The sequence below is a fragment of the Mesorhizobium sp. B3-2-1 genome (assembly GCF_006439515.1).
Classification (GTDB): domain Bacteria; phylum Pseudomonadota; class Alphaproteobacteria; order Rhizobiales; family Rhizobiaceae; genus Mesorhizobium.
Genome location: NZ_VFTI01000012.1, coordinates 78,810 through 96,547 on the forward strand (window position 1 = coordinate 78,810; position 17,738 = coordinate 96,547).

Genomic DNA, 17,738 nt, shown 5'->3' on the forward strand with positions numbered 1-17,738 from the left:
TGATTGAAAGCGCTTCGGTGAATGGGCTAGGCATGGCTCATGAGGCTGAAAAGCATGGCGGTGACGCCGATCGTTCCCCCTGGAGCCCCGGGAATTCCGGCGCGCTGGACGTCGAGCGCCAAAAGCGGCGTCGGAACTTCTCTCTCGTCGGCCGGCCCTGTCTGGTTCACGATCAGCCACGGCATCCTGAATGAGATCTATTATCCCGGCGTCGACAGCGCCTGCACGCGCGACCTCGGCCTGATCGTCACCGGCAAGGATGGATATTTCTCCGAGGAAAAACGCGATGCCACGCACGGCATCGAGCCGTTCGAGGACGGCGTGCCCGCCTACAGGCTGGCCAATACGGCTGATGACGGCGCCTACCGGATCGAGAAGCGCATTCTGGCCGATCCGGCTCGCCCGACCTTGCTGCAGGAGATCACCTTCACCCCGCTCGAGGGCGTTCCGGCCGATTACCGCGTCTACGCGCTTCTGGCGCCGCATCTGGTCAATGCCGGCATGGGCAACACCGCCTGGGTCGGCGAATACCAGGGAAAGCCCGTCCTTTTTGCCTCGGGGCGCGGCACCTACCTGGCGCTGGCCTCGTCGCTGCCCTGGCGGGATTGTTCGGCCGGCTATGTCGGCGTCTCCGATGGTTGGCAGCAATTGAACCATGCCGGCAAGCTCGATCCGGCATGCTGTCGCGCCGAGGACGGCAATGTCGCGCTGACCGGCGAGATCGGCTTCACCGCCACCAACACAAAAGCCGTGCTGGCGCTGGGTTTTGGGACGACGCCGGACGAAGCAGCCGAAAACGCCTTCGCCAGCCTGAAGCGGGGATTTGAACCGGCGGCGAAATCCTATGTCGAAAAATGGCGCGAATGGCAGGCCGGGCTGCTGCCACTGGACCGCGACCGGACGCCCGGAGTGCCGGGAGTGAACGGCTACCGCGTCTCCACCGCGGTGCTGGCCACCCACCGGTCATCGGTCATGCCGGGCGCGGCGGTGGCCAGCCTGTCGATCCCGTGGGGGTTCGACAAGGGCGACGATGATCTCGGGGGCTATCACCTGGTCTGGCCACGCGACCTGGTCGAAACGGCGGGCGGCTTTCTCGCCGCCGGCGATGCCGCTTCGGCCCTTTGGATCCTGGAATACCTCCGCTCCATTCAGCAGCCGGACGGCCATTGGCCGCAGAACGCCTGGCTCGACGGCACGGCCTATTGGCCCGGCATCCAGATGGACGAATGCGCCTTCCCCCTGCTGCTGGCCGATGCCCTGCATCGCGCTGGCCACTTGCCGAGTGCCAGGCTCAAGACCTTCCTGCAGATGATCGAGAGTGCCGCTTCTTATGTCGTGCGCAATGGACCCGTCACCGGCGAGGACCGCTGGGAAGAAGACGCCGGTTACAGCCCGTTCACGCTGGCCGTCGAGATAGCCGCACTGCTGGCCGCGGCCGACCTGCTCGATGCCTGCGGCAAGCAGGCCGCGGCAAGCTATCTGCGCGAGACCGCCGACTGCTGGAACGACCAGGTCGAGCGCTGGACCTATGTCACCGGCACCGCCCTCTGCAAGGCCGCCGGCGTCGCCGGCTACTACGTCCGCATCGCGCCGCCGGACAGCGCCGATGCCAGCTCGCCGAAGGACGGCTACGTGCCGATCAAGAATCGCCCACCCGGCGACACGGACCGACCGGCCGAGGAAATCGTCAGCCCCGACGCGCTGGCGCTGGTGCGCTTTGGCCTGAGGGCCGCCGACGATCCGCGCATCGTCGACACGATCAAGGTCATCGACGCGCATTTGCGCAGCGAGCTGCCGCAAGGGCCGCTCTGGTACCGCTATGACAGCGACGGCTATGGCGAGCATGAGGATGGCGCGCCTTTCGACGGCACCGGTCAGGGCCGGCCCTGGCCCCTGCTCGCCGGCGAACGCGCCCATTACGAGCTCGCGGCCGGGCGCAAGGACAAGGCGGCCAGCCTGCTCGACACGCTGGAACGCTCGGCCGGAACCGGCGGCCTGCTGCCGGAACAGGTCTGGGACGGCGCCGATATTCCGGGCCGCGAGCTGCTGCATGGCAAGCCGTCGGGCAGCGCCATGCCGCTGGTCTGGGCGCATTCCGAACATGTCAAGCTGCTGCGCTCCCTGCGCGACGGCGCCGTCTTCGACATGCCGCCGCAAGGCGTGAAGCGCTACATCGAGGACAAGACCGTGTCGCCCTTCAGGACATGGCGCTTCAACAACAAGATCCGCACGCTGCCCGAGGGCAAGACATTGCGCGTCGAGCTTCTGGCGGCAGCCACCGTCCACTGGAGCGCCGACAACTGGGCAACCGCCCACGATAGCCAGACGGCGGAAAACGCTTTCGACATCCACCTTGTCGATCTGCCCACGGCCAACCTCCCCAGCGGACGCACGCTGATCTTCACTTTTTTCTGGCCCGGAACCGGCGATTGGGAGAATGTCGACTTCTCCGTCATGTCAGGCGCTCAGGACAGCCAGTAGATCCTTCCTCGACAAACCCAGCAAATCTCTAGGAAACAGGACGAAACCATGCAGATCGGAATGATGGGACTGGGCCGGATGGGCGCCAACATGGTGCGGCGCCTGATGCGCGACGGCCACGAATGCGTCGTCTACGACATCAACCCGGCCAGCGTCGCCGCGCTGGTGAGCGACGGCGCGCTGGGGGCGGCTTCGATGGCGGAATTCGTCGGCAAGCTCGCCAAGCCGCGCTGCGTGTGGCTGATGCTGCCGGCGGCGATCACCGGCAAGATCATCGATCAGGTCGCGGCGCTGATGGAGCCCGGCGACATCGTCATCGACGGCGGCAATTCCTATTATCACGCCGCCGTCGACGAGGCCGCGAAACTGGCTGGCAAGGGCATCCATCTTGTCGATGTCGGCACCAGCGGCGGTGTCTGGGGGCTGGAACGCGGCTACTGCCTGATGATCGGCGGCCCCGACGTGGCGGTGCAGCACCTCGATTCGGTCTTTGCCACGCTGGCGCCTGGTCTCGATACCGGCGCGCCTACCCCGGACAAGACCGCGGGCACGGCGCCCTATGGCTACCTGCATTGCGGACCGAGCGGCGCCGGCCACTTCGTCAAGATGGTGCACAACGGCATCGAATACGGCGTCATGGCCGCCTATGCCGAAGGCATGAACATCCTGAAGTCGGCCAATGCCGGCAAGCGGCAACGGACGGCGGACGCCGAGACAAGCCCGCTTGAAAACCCGCAATACTACCAGTTCGATGTCGACCTTCCGCAGGTGGCCGAGGTGTGGCGGCACGGCAGCGTCATCGGCTCCTGGCTGCTCGATCTCACCGCCAGCGCGCTTAAGAGCGATCCGGGCCTGGCGCAATTCGGCGGCCGGGTCTCGGATTCCGGCGAGGGTCGCTGGACGCTCAAGGCGGCGATCGACACCGGCGTGCCGGCGCCCGTCCTGTCCTCGGCCCTGTTCGACCGCTTCTCCTCGCAAGGCGAATCCGAATTCTCCGACAAGCTGTTGTCCGCCATGCGCTATGCCTTCGGCGGCCACATCGAAAAACCGAAGGACGGCAAGTGACGGCGACAGGGGAGACGCACGCATGAGCCAGGAACGGTCCGACACGCTGGTGCTCTTCGGAGCGACCGGCGACCTCGCCCACAAGAAGATATTTCCAGCGCTTTACCAGATGGTCGCCAAGGGCACGCTCACCGAACCAGTGATCGGCGTCGCCTTCGACGCCTGGGATTTGAAGCAGTTGCAGGACCGCGCCCGCGACGGCATCGTCAACGCGCTCGGCAAGGTCGACGAGAAGGTGTTCGCCAAGCTGGCGTCGCTGCTGCGCTATGTCAGCGGCGACTATCGCGATCCGGCCACTTTCGAGAAGCTGAAGACCGCGCTCGGCAGCGCCCAACGGCCGCTGCACTACATGGCGGTGCCGCCGACCATGTTCGAGACTGTCGTGCAAGGGCTGGAGCAGTCGGGCACCACGCATGGCGCGCGGCTGATGGTGGAAAAGCCCTTCGGCCACGATCTGCAATCGGCGCGCTGGCTGAACCGGGTGCTGCACTTGGTGTTCGACGAACAGTCGATCTTCCGCATCGACCACTATCTCGGCAAGGAAGCGATCCAGAACCTGCTTTATTTCCGCTTCGCCAATTCCCTGCTCGAGCCGATCTGGAACCGCAATTACGTCGAGAGCGTGCAGATCACCATGGCCGAGGATTTCGGCATCGAAGGGCGGGGGCGGTTCTACGACGATGTCGGTTGCATCCGGGACGTCATCGAGAACCATCTGCTCAACATCCTGCTGCTCCTGGCCATGGAGCCACCGGTCGGCCGCTCCGCCGACGACCTGATCGACGAGAAGGTGCAGGTGCTGCGCGCCATCCGCACCTTGACCAAGAACGATGTCGTGCGCGGCCAGTTCACAGGCTATCTGGCCGAGCCCGGTGTGGCGCCGAACTCGCCGGTCGAGACCTTCGCGGCGGTGCGCTTCTTCGTCGACACCTGGCGCTGGCAGGACGTGCCGTTCTTCATCCGCGCCGGCAAGAACATGCCGGTGCATGTCACCGAGGTGGTGGTGCGGCTGAAGCGGCCGCCGCTGGACGTCTTCGACCCGATCAAGCCCGCCGACCAGAATTACGTCCGTTTCCGCATCGACCCGCAGGTGATGATCGCCATCGGCGCCCAGCGCAAGGCGCCCGGCGACGACATGATCGGCGAGCAGGTGGAACTCGCCGCGCTCGACGATTCGAAGGGCGACATGCCGCCCTATGAGCGGCTGATCGGCGACGCCATGAACGGCAATGGCCAGCTCTTCACCCGCCAGGACGCGGCCGAACTGGCCTGGCGCATCGTCGGTCCGGTGCTCGGCGATACCACGCCGCCGCATCTTTACGAGCCGAAGACATGGGGGCCGATGGACGCCATGGCCGGCTTCGGACCGCCCAATGGCTGGATCGACCCGGTAACATGAGCGGAGGGGACCAGATGGCCAAGGTGAATAAGCAGGCTGCGTCGAACACTGGGCAGGTCGTCCTTTCGATCGACATCGGCGGGTCGCACGTTAAGATCCTGACCAGCGACGGTGGCACCGAGCGCCGGACGGATTCCGGGCCTGACCTGACGCCACGGCAGATGATCGACAAGGTGAAAAAGCTCGCCGAGGGACTGTCCTATGACGTCATCTCGATGGGTTATCCGGGCCCGGTGCGTCACAACAAGCCGGTGCTCGACCCGATGAATCTCGGCAAGGGCTGGGTCGGCTTCGATTTCACCGCTGAGTTCGGCAAGCCGGTCAAGGTGGTCAACGACGCGCTGATGCAGGCCCTCGGCAGCTATGAGGGCGGGCGCATGCTGTTCCTCGGCCTCGGAACCGGCCTCGGTGCGGCGATGATCCTCGATAATGTCGGCCAGCCGATGGAACTCGCCCATCTCCCCTATAGAAAAGGCCAGAGTTTCGAGGACTATGTCGGCGAACGCGGCCTGGAAAAGCGCGGCAAGAAGAAGTGGCGCGGCTATGTCTTCGACGTCGTCAACCGGCTGCGCGCCGCCCTGCAGCCAGACTATGTCGTCATCGGCGGCGGCAATGTCGACAAGCTCGACGAATTGCCCGCCAACTGCAGGCGCGGTGACAACACACGCGCTTTCGAAGGCGGATTTCGTCTGTGGCGCGACAAGGCCCTGATCGTCTGATATTATTACAGTTTAGTATAGTTGTTCAAAATGGCGTGTGATGTCGCGCCGATAGATTGCATTGTGCAGGTTTGCCGACTAGGAAGTCAGCCCCACTACATCGCGTCGCGCGCGACGCACAAAGACGACGCACTTTAATTTTGCGCATCATCCTTTTTGAAAACGGCCCCATTTTCGAGGTCATGCGCCATGGATGGAGGAAATAGATTGACCGACGAAAACAGCCACGCCAGCAAGACCCTCGACCTTCTCGAACTGACAGCCCACATCGTATCGGCCTATGTCGAGAAGAATCGCCTGCCCGCGTCCGGCCTTCCCGAGCTGATCGCCAGCGTCAGCGCCTCGATCAGTGGGCTCGGCCAGCCGGTCGCTCCGGTGGCGGCACCGCTGGTCCCGGCCGTCAACCCGAAGAAGTCGGTGACGCCGGATTTCATCATCTGCCTCGAGGACGGCAAGAAGTTCAAATCGCTGAAGCGTCACCTCGGCGTGCATTTCGGCCTGTCGCCGGATGCCTACCGCGCCAAATGGGGCCTGCCGTCGGACTATCCGATGGTTGCCCCCAACTACGCCGCTTCGCGCTCGGAACTGGCGAAGTCGATCGGGCTCGGCCGCAAGGCCGTCGCCCCCCCGCCTGCCAAGGGCAAAGGCCGAAAGGCCAAAGTCCCGGCCTGAGCAATTCAGTCCTGAGCCAATACTTGGGACGACTGGAACAGAAGCCTGCCGGCGAAACTGCCTTGGCAGGCTTCATGTTTTTGTGGCTTGGATGAACCGGACAAGCTTTGAGCAATTCCAGGAAAAGTGTGAAACGGTTTTCCGTCCGGAATTGCGTCTAGACAAAGGGGATGGAGCTGTTTGCCGTTTCCGTGAAACGGTGAACCGCTCCGGGGGGGGGAAGCCATGAACTACACCAGGATGGTGATCGAGAAAGAGGCGCCGGAGGAATACGGCTATGACCGTATCCGCTACAATCTCTCCGAAAGCTCGATTGCCGACCAGAAGCTCTCCGACATCGGCCTCTCGCTGCCCGACCTGACGCTCTTTTACGGCGAACATCGCGGCGACAAGGCGCTGCGCGACCTGATCGCAGCACATGATGCCGGCATCTCGCCCGACGATGTGCTAGTCACCGCCGGTGCAGCCGGCGCGCTGTTCATCATCTCGACCTCGCTGCTGTCGGCCAGCGATCACCTCGTCGTCATCAGGCCCAACTACGCCACCAACATCGAAACGCCGCGGGCGATCGGCTGCGCCATCAGCTTCGTCGACCTCGCCTTCGAGGAAGGCTTTGCCGTCGATATTGAGCGCGTCAAGGCAGCGATGCGGCCGAATACGAAGTTGATCAGCGTCACTTGCCCGCACAATCCAACCGGCACCATGATGAGCCGTGCCGAACTCGACGCGCTGGTGGCGCTCGCCGAGGCCAGCGGCTGCCATCTGCTGGTCGACGAAACCTATCGCGACCTCTCCTATGGCAGGCGCCTGCCTTCGGCGGCCTCGCTGAGCAAAAAGGCCATCAGCGTCTCGTCGCTGTCCAAGGCCTTCGGCATTCCCGGCATCCGCATCGGCTGGCTGACTGCAAGGGATGCCGCCCTCCAGGAAAAATTCCTCGCCGCCAAGGAGCAGATCGGCATCTGTGGCAGCGTCATCGACGAAGGCATAGCGCGCGGCGTGCTGGAGCGCCGGGACGTGTTTCTGGCAAAGCTGCTGCCCGAGATGGCCAAGCGCCGTGATATCGTCCAGGCTTGGATCGACCGCGAGCCGCTGGTCGACTGGGTGCGGCCTGAGGGCGGTGTCGTCGGTTTCCCGCGCCTCGATGTCGAGCCCGGCTTCGACCTCGACCGGTTCTATGTCAGGCTGCTGAAAGACCACGGCACCTATGTCGGGCCTGGCCACTGGTTCGAGATGGAAAAGCGCTTCTTCCGCGTCGGCTTCGGCTGGCCGACGGAGGCCGAGTTGAAAGGCGGATTGGACGCGATTTCGGCCGCGCTGCGGCAGTAACTTCCGCGTGCTACCGAGAGCGCGGCTCGAAAGTCCCTTGATCCAGACCTGATTTTGAAGCATATGCGCGCCGAACTTTACCAAGTTCCATTGGTCGGACCAGCGCCCATTCGGGAAGTGCCCCGCCGGCATAGCAACGGGGCCTCACTCCATGAAACCTGAACAAACTTTACCGGAGCAGCGCTATGCGGCTTTCCGGCACAAAGCCTTCCTCAGCTACTGGACAGCGCGCTTTCTCACCACCTTCGCGACGATGATCGTTTCCGTCGCCGTCGGCTGGCAGATCTATGATCTGACGCGCGATCCGTTCGACCTCGGCATTGTCGGCATCGTCCAGTTCCTGCCTTCGCTGTTGCTGGTGCTGGTCACTGGCGTCGTCGCCGACCGCTTCGGCCGCCGCCTGATCATGGCGCTGGCAACGGTGGTCGAGGCAGGCTGTGCGCTCGTTCTCCTGTACTTCACGCTGCGCGGCCTCGTCAGTCCGCTGCCGATCTTCGCCGTTCTGGCGCTGTTCGGCATGGCGCGCGCCTTTTACGGACCGGCCTCGTCGTCGCTGTTCGCCAATCTGGTGCCGCCTGAAGATTTCGGCAACGCGATTGCGTGGAACTCGTCCGCCTGGCAGACGGCGACGATCATCGGTCCGGTCGCGGGCGGCCTGCTCTATGGCGTCTCGGCCGAAGCCGCATACGCTGTCGCCTCTGTGCTGATGCTGGTGGCCGGTCTGCTGATCTTCACCATTCCCAAACCCGCCCAGCAAAGCGCCACCGACAAGCCGACGATGGAAACACTGTTTGCCGGCTTCCGCTACATCTGGAGCGAGAAGATCGTGCTCGGCGCCATCTCGCTCGATCTCTTCGCCGTGCTCCTGTCCGGCGCCTCGGCACTGCTGCCGGTCTATGCGCGCGACATCCTGCAACTCGGCCCCTGGGGCCTCGGCCTGCTGCGCTCTGCACCGGGCATCGGCGCCGTCTGCGTCGCGGTCTGGCTCGCCGGGCACCCGATCCGCGACCGTGCCGGCAAGATCATGCTGAGCTTCGTCGCGGCGTTCGGCGCCTTCACCGTGCTGTTCGGTCTGTCGACCCTCACCTGGCTGTCGATCGTTGCTCTGGTCTTCCTCGGCGCCACCGACATGTTCAGCGTCTACATCAGGGAAACGCTGATCCAGTTGTGGACGCCGGACGAAGTGCGCGGCCGCGTCAACGCCGTCAACCAGGTCTTCGTCGGCGCCTCCAACGAAGTCGGCGAATTCCGCGCCGGCACCATGGCGGCGCTGATCGGCACGGTTCCGGCGGTCGTCATCGGCGGCGTCGGCGCCATCGCGGTTGCCGGCCTGTGGGCCTACCTGTTCCCGCAACTGCGCAGGGTTCGCCACCTCAATGGGCGAAACTGACGGCTTCATCGGTATCGGCGGAGCCGCGAATCTGTGCTAAGCCGCCGCCCAATCAACCAAGGACGACACTCATGAGCGAACCGACCGTGGCCGAGGCGACCGAGAATATCTATGCATCGCTCCGGGCGGACAATGCTGACATCGACGCACATATCGCGACGCTCAAGGCAGCGCTGGCACGAGAGGGGATAAAACAGGCGGTGTTCGATCCCACCAAATTGGCGCAGAACAACCGCTCGGGCCGCAAGTTGATGCAGGCCTACTTTCGGCAGCGCGGCGTGAGCGTGAGCTTTTCGGACTAGTTTTTACGCTCCGAAAGCCGACGTTCGGCCAGATTTGGCCATTCCGACCACTGGTCCGACTCTACCGCGCCACCGGCCCGCCAAAAATCATCCGCAAGAATTCGTCCAGCCAGCGCTTCAGGTGCATATCCCAGATCAACCGGCCGCCGAGATGGTCGCGGCCGGGCTGGGCGCCGGGGAGTTCGAAGCGATGGGCGCCGCGCACCACCCAGCGTTGCATCATCACCCGGGTGAGTTCGCCATGGAACTGGATGCCCCAGGCATTGTCGCCATAGCGGAAGGCCTGGTTGGGATAGGTCTCGTTCGTGGCCAGCAGCATCGCGTCGCCCGGCAGCGAAAAGCCCTCGCGATGGAACTGGTAGACCATTTCGGGCCAATGCATCAGTTTCTTGCCGGCCTCGGTCGCCTTCAGCGGATACCACCCGATCTCGACCAGTCCTTCACCATGGCCCTCGACCTTGCCGCCGAGATGGTTGGCCAGCATCTGCGCGCCCAGGCAGATGCCGAGCAGCGGCCGGTTTTCCCTGAGCGGAATTTCCAGCCATTTGGTCTCGCGGCGGACGAACTCGTCCTCGTCATTGGCGCTCATCGGCCCGCCGAACACCACCGCGCCGGCATGACCATCCAGCGTTTCCGGCAAGGCGTCGCCGAGCGGAGGGCGGCGGATGTCGAGATCGAAGCCTTCTTCCAGCAGCATGTGGCCGACGCGCCCGGGGCTCGAATTCTCCTGATGTAGAATGATCAGGATCTTTGGCTTCGGGCTCGTTCTGGGCGGCATGGAAAGGCGAAAATCCTACTCGTCGCTCGATGTTCCGGTGGCGCCCGGTACCTCGGCCGCAGCCTTGCGGCGCGCCTCGACCCGGTCGCGGCGCTCGACGCCGATCAGTTCGGCGACCCGCCACACCGTGTTGTCCTCGAGCTCATGCAGCTCGCCATCGGCATAGACGATCTCCCACATCAGGCCGATGAAGGCCTTGCGCCCCTCCGCGTCGAGATGGCGCTTGAGCACGCTGGTGAAGGCGTAGAGGTCGATCGCCTCGTTGTCGGCGCGCTCGCCGGCAGCGGCGAGCGCTTCGAGTTCGGCACCGTTGATCGAATAGCTCTGCGCCAGCACCGCCTTGAACCGCTCCCATTCGACGTCCTGGCGCACGCCATCGGCATTCATCACATGGTAGAGCAGCGCCGAAGCCGCGACGCGCGGATCGTCCGTGCTGGTGTGGCTGCCGGAGCCGGCCGGCAAATCCCTGAGAAACGACAGAACGCGCTCGAACATCAATTCATTCCCAAAACGGCCCGATGGCCAAGTCAAATCACCCGATGACCAAAATCAAAACAGCCGGAACCGGCGTGGCGACTTTTCCGCCTCGTCGTCCGGATCGACGCCTGGATCGTCCGGCAGGCGCGCCAGTTCTTCCGCCGGCTCGACGGCCTCGGCATCGGCCGGCACCGCGGCAAAGGCGGCGGCCGTGACCGGGGTGACATGATCCTCGCGGCTCTCGGCACCCCTGCTCGTCGCCTCGTTGCCCGGGGCGGCATGATCGATCACGTCGACCGGCTTTTCCGGCCTGCCCGGCGCCTCGATGGCCACTACCGGGGCATCCAGCTCATCGCGGCTGTCGATCAGTTGGCCAAGCCGCTCCATCGGCGCGCGCCATTCGAAGGCGTCGAGCCGGCCGGTGACCGGCGAGACCGGCGCCCAGCGCTCGGAGACGACGCCGTCGGCGACCCAGGCTGGATCGCGCTGCGCCCGCACCGCCTTGGAGAGCAGCTGCCGCACCTTGCCCTGGTCGCCGGTCTCGGCCTCCTCGATGTCGGCCAGGAGCAGATAGGCGCCCTCGCGGCGGTCAATGCGGATCGCGGCTTCGGCCTCGCGGCGAGCGGTCGACAAATCCTGTGCGTCGAGCGCGGCACGCGCCACCGTCATCGACGATTCGGCGTGGTTCTTCTTCATCTCCTGCAGCTTCTTTGCCCGGTTGAGCCGATCAAGCACGGCGTCACCCGGCCTTGCATGGGTGTAGAGCTCGGCAATTTCGGGATGCGGCTCGGCCTTCCATGCTGCTTCGAGGATCTTCGAGCCCTTGCGCACGTCGTTCTGCTTGAACAGCGCCGCCGCGGCGGCAATTGCGGCGGGGGCGAAGTCCGGCTGCAGTCTGTTGGCCTCGACCGCCGCTGTCCTGGCGGCCGCGGGATCGCTGTCGGCGAGCGACTGCGCCTTGGCGGTCAACAGCACCGCGCGGCGGCGGTTGGCGGCGTCGCGCTCGATCTGCCGCGTCGACTTCTGCGCGTCTACCAGCTTCAGCGCGCCGTCCCAGTCGCCGCGCGCGGTCAGCTCCTCCAGCGTCGATTCGGCCGCCCAGGCCAGTTGCGGCGCCACTGCGGCGGCGCGGCCGGCATAGTGCCGGGCGGCATTGCGGTCGCCCAGCCGCTCGGCTTCCAGATAAAGCCCGCGCAGGCCAAGCAGCCGCATTTCGGGGTCGTCGAGCATGCTCTCGAACTTTTGGCGCGCGCCGTCATGATCGCCTTCTAGCAGCGATGCCTGCGCTTCGAGCAGATGGATCAGCGGCTCCTGGTCGGAACGGATCAGCTTGGCCGCTTCCTTGGTTTTCTTACGGGCGAGCGCCCCGTCGCCGGCGCCGGCGGCGATCATGCCGGTCGACAGCGCCTGATAGCCCCGGTCGCGGCGGCGCACGCGGAAATAGCGCGAGATGGTGTAAGGGCTGTTCCACAGCGACTTGATGAGCCACCAGACGATCATCACCGCCGCGACGACGGCGACGACAGCCACCGCCGCCACCATCAGGCTGACCTGGTACTGGTAGCCATTGAAGGTGACGACCATGTCGCCGGGCCGGTCGGCCAGCCAGGCAAAGCCCAGCCCGAGCGCGAAGACGACGATGAGGAAGGCGAGCAGGCGGATCATCGTGTTGTCCTCATGCCTTCATCGCGCCGGAGATCAACGCGTCGACCTGGGTTTCGACCTCGATGCGCGCCTTCAGTTTGCCGGCAAAGTCGGCGCCCGCGGCCTTCACGGCTTGCGGCAGCCTGTCATATTCGCTGAGTGCCTTGGCATAGTCGCCCTGGGTGACCGCAACCTCCATGCGCGCCACGGTTTCTGGTGCCCCGGTGCCTTCGACGGCACCGATCGGCCGGACCTTGACCAGCGATTCGGCGCTCGACATCAGGTTCTGCAGAAAGCCGGCATTATGGTCGTCCGGCGTGGCCGCTGCCACCATGGCGTTCGCGGCGGCATCCATCTGCGAGGCAATCTCGGTGCGGGTCGGCACGCCCTTTTCGGCATAGGGGCGCAATGTCGCGAGCTGCGGCGCATCAGGCGAAATCGCGGCCAGCGTATCGAGTTCGGCCGAAAACGGCGCGCCACGGTCGAGCGCGGACTTCAGCGCCGAAGCCGCGATGGCGAGCGCGATCTTCGGCTGCGATGCCTGCGCATCGACCTTGCCGGAAAGCTGCGACACCGACTGCTCCAGCGCGGAGAGACGGCCCTCCTGCGCCTTCGCTGCCTCGCCTGTCGACTTCACCAGCGCATCGAGAGCCGCCATTTTTTCGTTGAGTGGACCGAGATCGACGGGCGCCGCGCTGCCGGCCTTGCCGAGGGCCGCCACCGTGGTTTCGATCTGCTTGACCTTGTCTCCCAGTGCGGCGAGCCCGGCATTGTCGCCGGCGCCGCCCTGTTCGACCGTCGATTTCAGCGCCGCGACATCGCTCTTGACCTGGTCCAGCGCCGACGACAGGCCATCGACCTTGGCCGATGCACCATTGTTGTTGCCGGCTTGCCTCATGTCCGCGATTTCGCTCTTCAGCGAGGCGATCTCGCCATTGACGCCATCGAGCGAGGCGCCGGGAGCGGAGCCCGGCGCGCCGAGCAGACCGGCAAATTGCAGGCCACCGGCGCCGACCAGCGCGATGACGCCGCCGATGATGCCGGCGGCGATGCCGTTGAGGCCGCCCCGCTTCGGCTGTGCTGTCATCGGTTCGCTCCTCGCGTCGGTTTTTCCGGGAGCCGCCTTGGTCTCGGCGGTTTTGGCGGTTGCATCCTCAAAATTGTAGTCGGAAGCCGTGGCGCGGTTGGGGGGTGTATCCGAACCGGGATAAGGCATTTCCGGCTCAGCGGATTTGGCCTCGGGCGCATCTGTCCCGGCCTGCCCCGCGGCGGCATCGTCATGCTCCCAGGGTTCTAGGTCGGTCTGATCGGCATGCACCGGCTCTTCCGGAGCCTCCGGCTGCGAGGCGTTCGCTGCTTCCTCGGCCTTCGCCTCGTCGGTCTGGGCGGTATCCTTGGCGGCATCCTCGTCGACGACGCGTGAGACGGCGCCCGGATCGAGATCGATGGTCACCGGCTCGCGGCGGCTCTTCGAGTGTCGCATCTTCGGCGTCTTGACCATGCATGGGCTCCGCAAAATTCGCTTCGTCTCAACGCCCGGCGGCGCGTGATGGTTCAGAAGGGTCTAGCACATCACCAAGCGGTGAAAAGGGGCGGTGTGATGACGCGGGTCAGGGCCGTTCCCGCAAAAGTGCCAGCAGCGCCTCCTCGTCGGGTCGTACGGCGACGCGGATTGCCTTGCCGGCGTTGTCGCCGAAGGCGGCGGCGATGCGCGCGGAAAGGACAAAAACCCGTGTCTTTTCAAAGGCCTTTTGCAGGGCAGGCCGGCTGGTCAGGACCCGCATCGCGGCAGCCGCTTTGGCCGAATAGAGCAGCACCACGTCGACGGCTTGGCCTGATATCAGCGAAAGGATCGCTTCGTCCGAATGGCTTACCGCAAGCGTGTCGTAAGTCTCGACGGCATGGACCCCGACATGAGCTGCTTCCAGCTTCTGTTCGAAGGCGGGAAACCGCACGCGCCCACAAAGATAGACGATCGTTTTACCGGAAAACGCGATCGCCATGCCGTCGGCCAGCGCCTCGGCATCGCCAGGCCCCTCGACGACCGACAGAAAGCCGGCTTTGCGCGCGGCCTCCGCGGTCCTCCTGCCGACAGCATGGCAAGGCAGGTTGGAAAGCGCCGCTATCACATCTCTCGGGGCATGGCGCACGGCATTGGCGCTGGTGATGGCGACGGCCGCCACGTCGTCCGGAACTGCCTTGGCATCGACCGGCAGTACCATCGTCTCCGTCAATGGCAGGAGAAGAGGCTCGAAACCCATATCTTCCAGCTTTCGCGCCGTGCGCGACGCACCGGGCTCCGGTCTGGTGACCAGGACGCGGAGCATTTTCAGAGCCAGCCGTCGAAGAACTTTTCGCCGGCCCTGGCGCGAACTGTCCGCGCGGCGTTCGCGCCTATTTCCGCCGCGTCCGCGGCCTCGCCTTCCAGCCGGACGTCATGCCATTCCGTGCCGTCGGGCGAGATGATCAGTCCGGCAAAGGACAGTTTGCCGCCCGATACGGTCGCATGGCCGGCGATCGGTGTGCGGCACGAACCGTCGAGCGCGGCGAGAAACGCGCGCTCGCAGGCCAAGGCCTGGCCCGTCGGCACATGATGGATCGCCGCAAGCATGTTCTCGATTTCACGGTCGCCGACCCGCGTCTCGATGCCGATCGCGCCTTGTCCCGGCGCCGGTGGAAAATCCTCCAGCGGCATCAGGTCGGTGATCACGCCTTCGAGCCCGAGCCGCTTCAGCCCTGCATGGGCGAGGATGGTACCCTCGGCGATGCCTTCATCCAGCTTGCGCAGCCTCGTCTGCACATTGCCGCGGAACATCACCACCTCGAAATCCGGCCGCATCCGGCGGATCAGCGCCTGGCGGCGGAGCGATGAGGATCCGACCTTGGCGCCATGCGGCAGATCGGCGATCCGCTTGACCGCCTTGCCTATGAAAGCGTCGCGCGCGTCCTCGCGCGGCAGGAAAGTGGAGAGCTCCAGTCCATCGGGAAGCACCGTCGGCATGTCCTTCGACGAATGCACGGCGATGTCGATACGCCCGTCGAGCAGCGCTTCCTCGATTTCCTTGGTGAACAGGCCCTTGCCGCCGGCCTCCGACAATGGCCGGTCCTGGATACGGTCGCCGCTGGTCGAGATGGGCACCACTTCGAAAGCCTGCTCGGGAAGCCCATGCGCTTTCATCAGCCGCACACGCGTCTCATGCGCCTGGGCGAGCGCCAGCGGACTGCCGCGCGTTCCGATTTTCCGTGTTTCGATTTTCAAAGTTTGCATGGCGCGCGGTCCGTGATAACCCCCGAGCGAAATCGAGGTCTTGCCGGCCTTTTCCTAATGGGGAATAGCCCCATAGACAATCTCTTGGGATAGCGACGAATTGATCCGCGTTCTGGGCATCGAGACGAGTTGCGACGAGACCGCCGCCAGCGTCGTGGCGCTGGAGGGCAATGCCGCGCCGAAAATCCTGTCCAATATCGTGCTCTCCCAGATCGAGGAGCATGCCGCCTTCGGCGGTGTCGTGCCCGAGATCGCCGCGCGCGCCCATGTCGAGGCGCTGGACGGCATCGTCGAGGCGGCGCTCGCCGATTCAGGCGTGGCTCTGGGCGATATCGACGCGATCGCCGCCACTGCCGGGCCAGGCCTCGTCGGCGGCCTGATCGTCGGCCTGATGACGGCCAAGGCGATCGCGGCCGCGGCGAACAAGCCGCTGATCGCCGTCAATCACCTCGAAGGCCACGCCTTGACCGCGCGGCTGACCGACAGCCTGGAATTCCCCTATCTCTTGCTGCTGGTTTCCGGCGGCCACACGCAGGTTCTCGCCGTGCGCGGCGTCGGCGACTACCAGCGCTGGGCCACAACCATCGACGACGCGCTCGGCGAAGCCTTCGACAAGACGGCCAAGATGCTCGGCCTGCCCTATCCTGGCGGTCCCAACGTCGAGAAGGCGGCGCTGTCGGGCAATGCCTCGCGCTTTGCCTTCCCACGGCCGATGAAAGGCTCGGCGCAGCCCGATTTCTCCTTCTCCGGCCTGAAGACCGCCGTGCGCCAGGCGGCGACCGCGATCGAGCCCTTGAGCGACCAGGATGTCGCCGACATCTGCGCCTCGTTCCAGGCGGCCGTCGCCGATGCGCTGGCCGACCGCGTTTCCCGCGCGCTGGCACGATTCAGCCAAACATTCCCTGGCACGAAGAACCCGGCGCTGGTCGTCGCCGGCGGCGTCGCCGCCAACCGCGCCATCAAGGCGACGCTCGAGCGACTCTGTACTGAGGCCGGTTTCACCTTCGTCGCGCCGCCGCTGAAATTGTGCACCGACAATGCCGCGATGATTGCCTGGGCCGGCATCGAGCGGCTGCGCGAAGGCATGGCGCAGGAGAACGGCTTCGATTTCGTGCCGCGCTCGCGCTGGCCGCTGGACAGCGTCTCGACGCCAATGGTCGGCTCGGGCCGGCGCGGAGCCAAGGCATGACCGGTCGAGCCACGAAGAGCGAGGGCCTGGGCAAAAGCGGTTGGCATGTCACCGTGCTCGGCGGTGGCGCCTGGGGCACGGCCCTGGCGCTGGCCATGCTGCGCGCAGGCCACTCGGTACGGCTGTTCGCGCGCGACTCTGAAACCGTGGCCTCGATCGGTCGTGGCGAGAACCCGCGCTATCTCCCGGGCATCGCAATCGAGCCCGGCATCGAGGCGACGAGCGACATCGAGGCAGCGCTCACTGGGGCCGATTGCGTGCTGGCGGTGACGCCGGCGCAGGCGTTGCGAGCGACACTGGCGGCCGCGAAAGATTATATGCCGGCCGGCATTCCGCTCGTGCTCTGCGCCAAGGGCATCGAGCGCGACACCGGCGCCTTGCTGTCGGCAATCGCTACGGAAATCCTGCCGCAAAACCCGGTCGCCGCCCTGTCCGGGCCGAGCTTCGCCAGCGATGTCGCCCGCGGCCTGCCGACGGCGGTGGTGGTGGCCGCCGGCGACGAGGCGCTTGCGGCCAACCTTGCCGCCCGTTTTTCGGCTGAAAATCTGCGTTGCTATTCGAGCGACGACCTGATCGGCGTCGAAATCGGCGGCGCCTTGAAGAACGTCTTCGCCATCGCCGCCGGTGCCGTCACCGGGGCCGGGCTCGGCGCCAGCGCCCAGGCCGCCATGGTCACGCGCGGCTTCGTCGAGTTGCGCCGCATCGGTGCCGCCTTCGGCGCCAGGCCCGAGACCCTCATGGGGCTTTCCGGCCTTGGCGACCTGCTGCTCACCTGCTCGTCGACGCAATCGCGCAATTTCGCCTATGGGCTGGCGCTGGGGCAAGGCAAGGCGCTTTCCGGGCTACCGCTGGCCGAGGGCGTGCCGACCGCGGCCATCGCCGCCCGCATCGCCGCCGAGCGCAACATCGATGCGCCGATCATCGCCGCCGTGGCCGCCATACTGGACGGCACCATCACCATCGGCCAGGCCGTGACGGCCCTGATGACGCGGCCGCTGAAGACCGAAACCAATGATTGATCCCCACAC

The 17,738-nt window shown here is 65.4% G+C and carries 16 protein-coding genes; 10 read left to right on the forward strand and 6 right to left on the reverse strand.

Annotation, left to right across the window (positions count from 1 at the left end):
* Positions 1-54: 54 nt before the first annotated feature.
* The 8 genes from FJW08_RS14620 to FJW08_RS14655 all read left to right on the forward strand — a co-directional run bounded on the left by FJW08_RS14620 (position 55) and on the right by FJW08_RS14655 (position 9,354).
* Complete coding sequence (locus FJW08_RS14620; protein WP_140811261.1) at positions 55-2,481, forward strand: glucan 1,4-alpha-glucosidase; 2,427 nt, start codon at positions 55-57, stop codon at positions 2,479-2,481.
* A 48-nt stretch (positions 2,482-2,529) separates the two neighbouring features.
* Positions 2,530-3,546 carry a phosphogluconate dehydrogenase (NAD(+)-dependent, decarboxylating) gene (gnd, locus tag FJW08_RS14625; protein WP_140811158.1) on the forward strand — a complete coding sequence of 339 codons (1,017 nt, stop codon included), beginning with the start codon at positions 2,530-2,532 and terminating at the stop codon, positions 3,544-3,546.
* A 22-nt stretch (positions 3,547-3,568) separates the two neighbouring features.
* Complete coding sequence (gene zwf / locus FJW08_RS14630; RefSeq protein ID WP_140811159.1) at positions 3,569-4,945, forward strand: glucose-6-phosphate dehydrogenase; 1,377 nt, start codon at positions 3,569-3,571, stop codon at positions 4,943-4,945.
* 14 nt (positions 4,946-4,959) lie between these two features.
* Positions 4,960-5,664 carry an ROK family protein gene (locus tag FJW08_RS14635; RefSeq protein WP_140811160.1) on the forward strand — a complete coding sequence of 235 codons (705 nt, stop codon included), beginning with the start codon at positions 4,960-4,962 and terminating at the stop codon, positions 5,662-5,664.
* Between the two features lie 207 nt (positions 5,665-5,871).
* A complete protein-coding gene (locus FJW08_RS14640; RefSeq protein ID WP_140811161.1) occupies positions 5,872-6,336 on the forward strand; it encodes a MucR family transcriptional regulator in 465 nt (154 codons plus the stop codon).
* Positions 6,337-6,561: 225 nt separating this feature from the next.
* Positions 6,562-7,662 (forward strand): aminotransferase class I/II-fold pyridoxal phosphate-dependent enzyme, encoded by a 1,101-nt coding sequence (locus FJW08_RS14645; protein WP_140811162.1) that lies wholly within the window; start codon positions 6,562-6,564, stop codon positions 7,660-7,662.
* Between the two features lie 151 nt (positions 7,663-7,813).
* Complete coding sequence (locus FJW08_RS14650; RefSeq protein WP_140811163.1) at positions 7,814-9,052, forward strand: MFS transporter; 1,239 nt, start codon at positions 7,814-7,816, stop codon at positions 9,050-9,052.
* A 71-nt stretch (positions 9,053-9,123) separates the two neighbouring features.
* Positions 9,124-9,354 (forward strand): hypothetical protein, encoded by a 231-nt coding sequence (locus FJW08_RS14655; RefSeq protein ID WP_140811165.1) that lies wholly within the window; start codon positions 9,124-9,126, stop codon positions 9,352-9,354.
* 61 nt (positions 9,355-9,415) lie between these two features.
* On the opposite strand, the gene FJW08_RS14660 is transcribed toward FJW08_RS14655, so the two are convergent.
* From FJW08_RS14660 to hemC, 6 genes are all read right to left on the reverse strand, one after another.
* Positions 9,416-10,132: a glutamine amidotransferase gene (locus tag FJW08_RS14660; RefSeq protein WP_140763352.1), complete on the reverse strand. Its 717-nt coding sequence runs from the start codon at positions 10,130-10,132 to the stop codon at positions 9,416-9,418.
* A 15-nt stretch (positions 10,133-10,147) separates the two neighbouring features.
* Positions 10,148-10,627 carry a TerB family tellurite resistance protein gene (locus FJW08_RS14665; protein WP_140811167.1) on the reverse strand — a complete coding sequence of 160 codons (480 nt, stop codon included), beginning with the start codon at positions 10,625-10,627 and terminating at the stop codon, positions 10,148-10,150.
* 54 nt (positions 10,628-10,681) lie between these two features.
* Entirely contained in the window at positions 10,682-12,274 is a 1,593-nt protein-coding gene (locus FJW08_RS14670; RefSeq protein ID WP_140811168.1) for a heme biosynthesis protein HemY, read from the reverse strand.
* Positions 12,275-12,284: 10 nt separating this feature from the next.
* Complete coding sequence (locus tag FJW08_RS14675) at positions 12,285-13,754, reverse strand: COG4223 family protein (RefSeq protein WP_140811169.1); 1,470 nt, start codon at positions 13,752-13,754, stop codon at positions 12,285-12,287.
* 109 nt (positions 13,755-13,863) lie between these two features.
* Entirely contained in the window at positions 13,864-14,580 is a 717-nt protein-coding gene (locus FJW08_RS14680) for a uroporphyrinogen-III synthase (RefSeq protein ID WP_140811170.1), read from the reverse strand.
* A gap of 2 nt (positions 14,581-14,582) precedes the next feature.
* The gene (hemC, locus tag FJW08_RS14685) at positions 14,583-15,521 is read right to left on the reverse strand and encodes a hydroxymethylbilane synthase (protein WP_140811172.1); all 939 of its coding nucleotides are present in this window, start codon (positions 15,519-15,521) and stop codon (positions 14,583-14,585) included.
* A gap of 103 nt (positions 15,522-15,624) precedes the next feature.
* Between hemC and tsaD the strand changes: the two genes are divergently transcribed.
* Together tsaD and FJW08_RS14695 are read left to right on the forward strand one after the other, a co-directional pair.
* Positions 15,625-16,710 carry a tRNA (adenosine(37)-N6)-threonylcarbamoyltransferase complex transferase subunit TsaD gene (gene tsaD, locus FJW08_RS14690; protein ID WP_181182926.1) on the forward strand — a complete coding sequence of 362 codons (1,086 nt, stop codon included), beginning with the start codon at positions 15,625-15,627 and terminating at the stop codon, positions 16,708-16,710.
* Positions 16,707-17,729 carry an NAD(P)H-dependent glycerol-3-phosphate dehydrogenase gene (locus FJW08_RS14695; protein ID WP_140763330.1) on the forward strand — a complete coding sequence of 341 codons (1,023 nt, stop codon included), beginning with the start codon at positions 16,707-16,709 and terminating at the stop codon, positions 17,727-17,729. Before tsaD ends, FJW08_RS14695 begins: the two co-directional genes overlap by 4 nt.
* Positions 17,730-17,738: the final 9 nt, after the last annotated feature.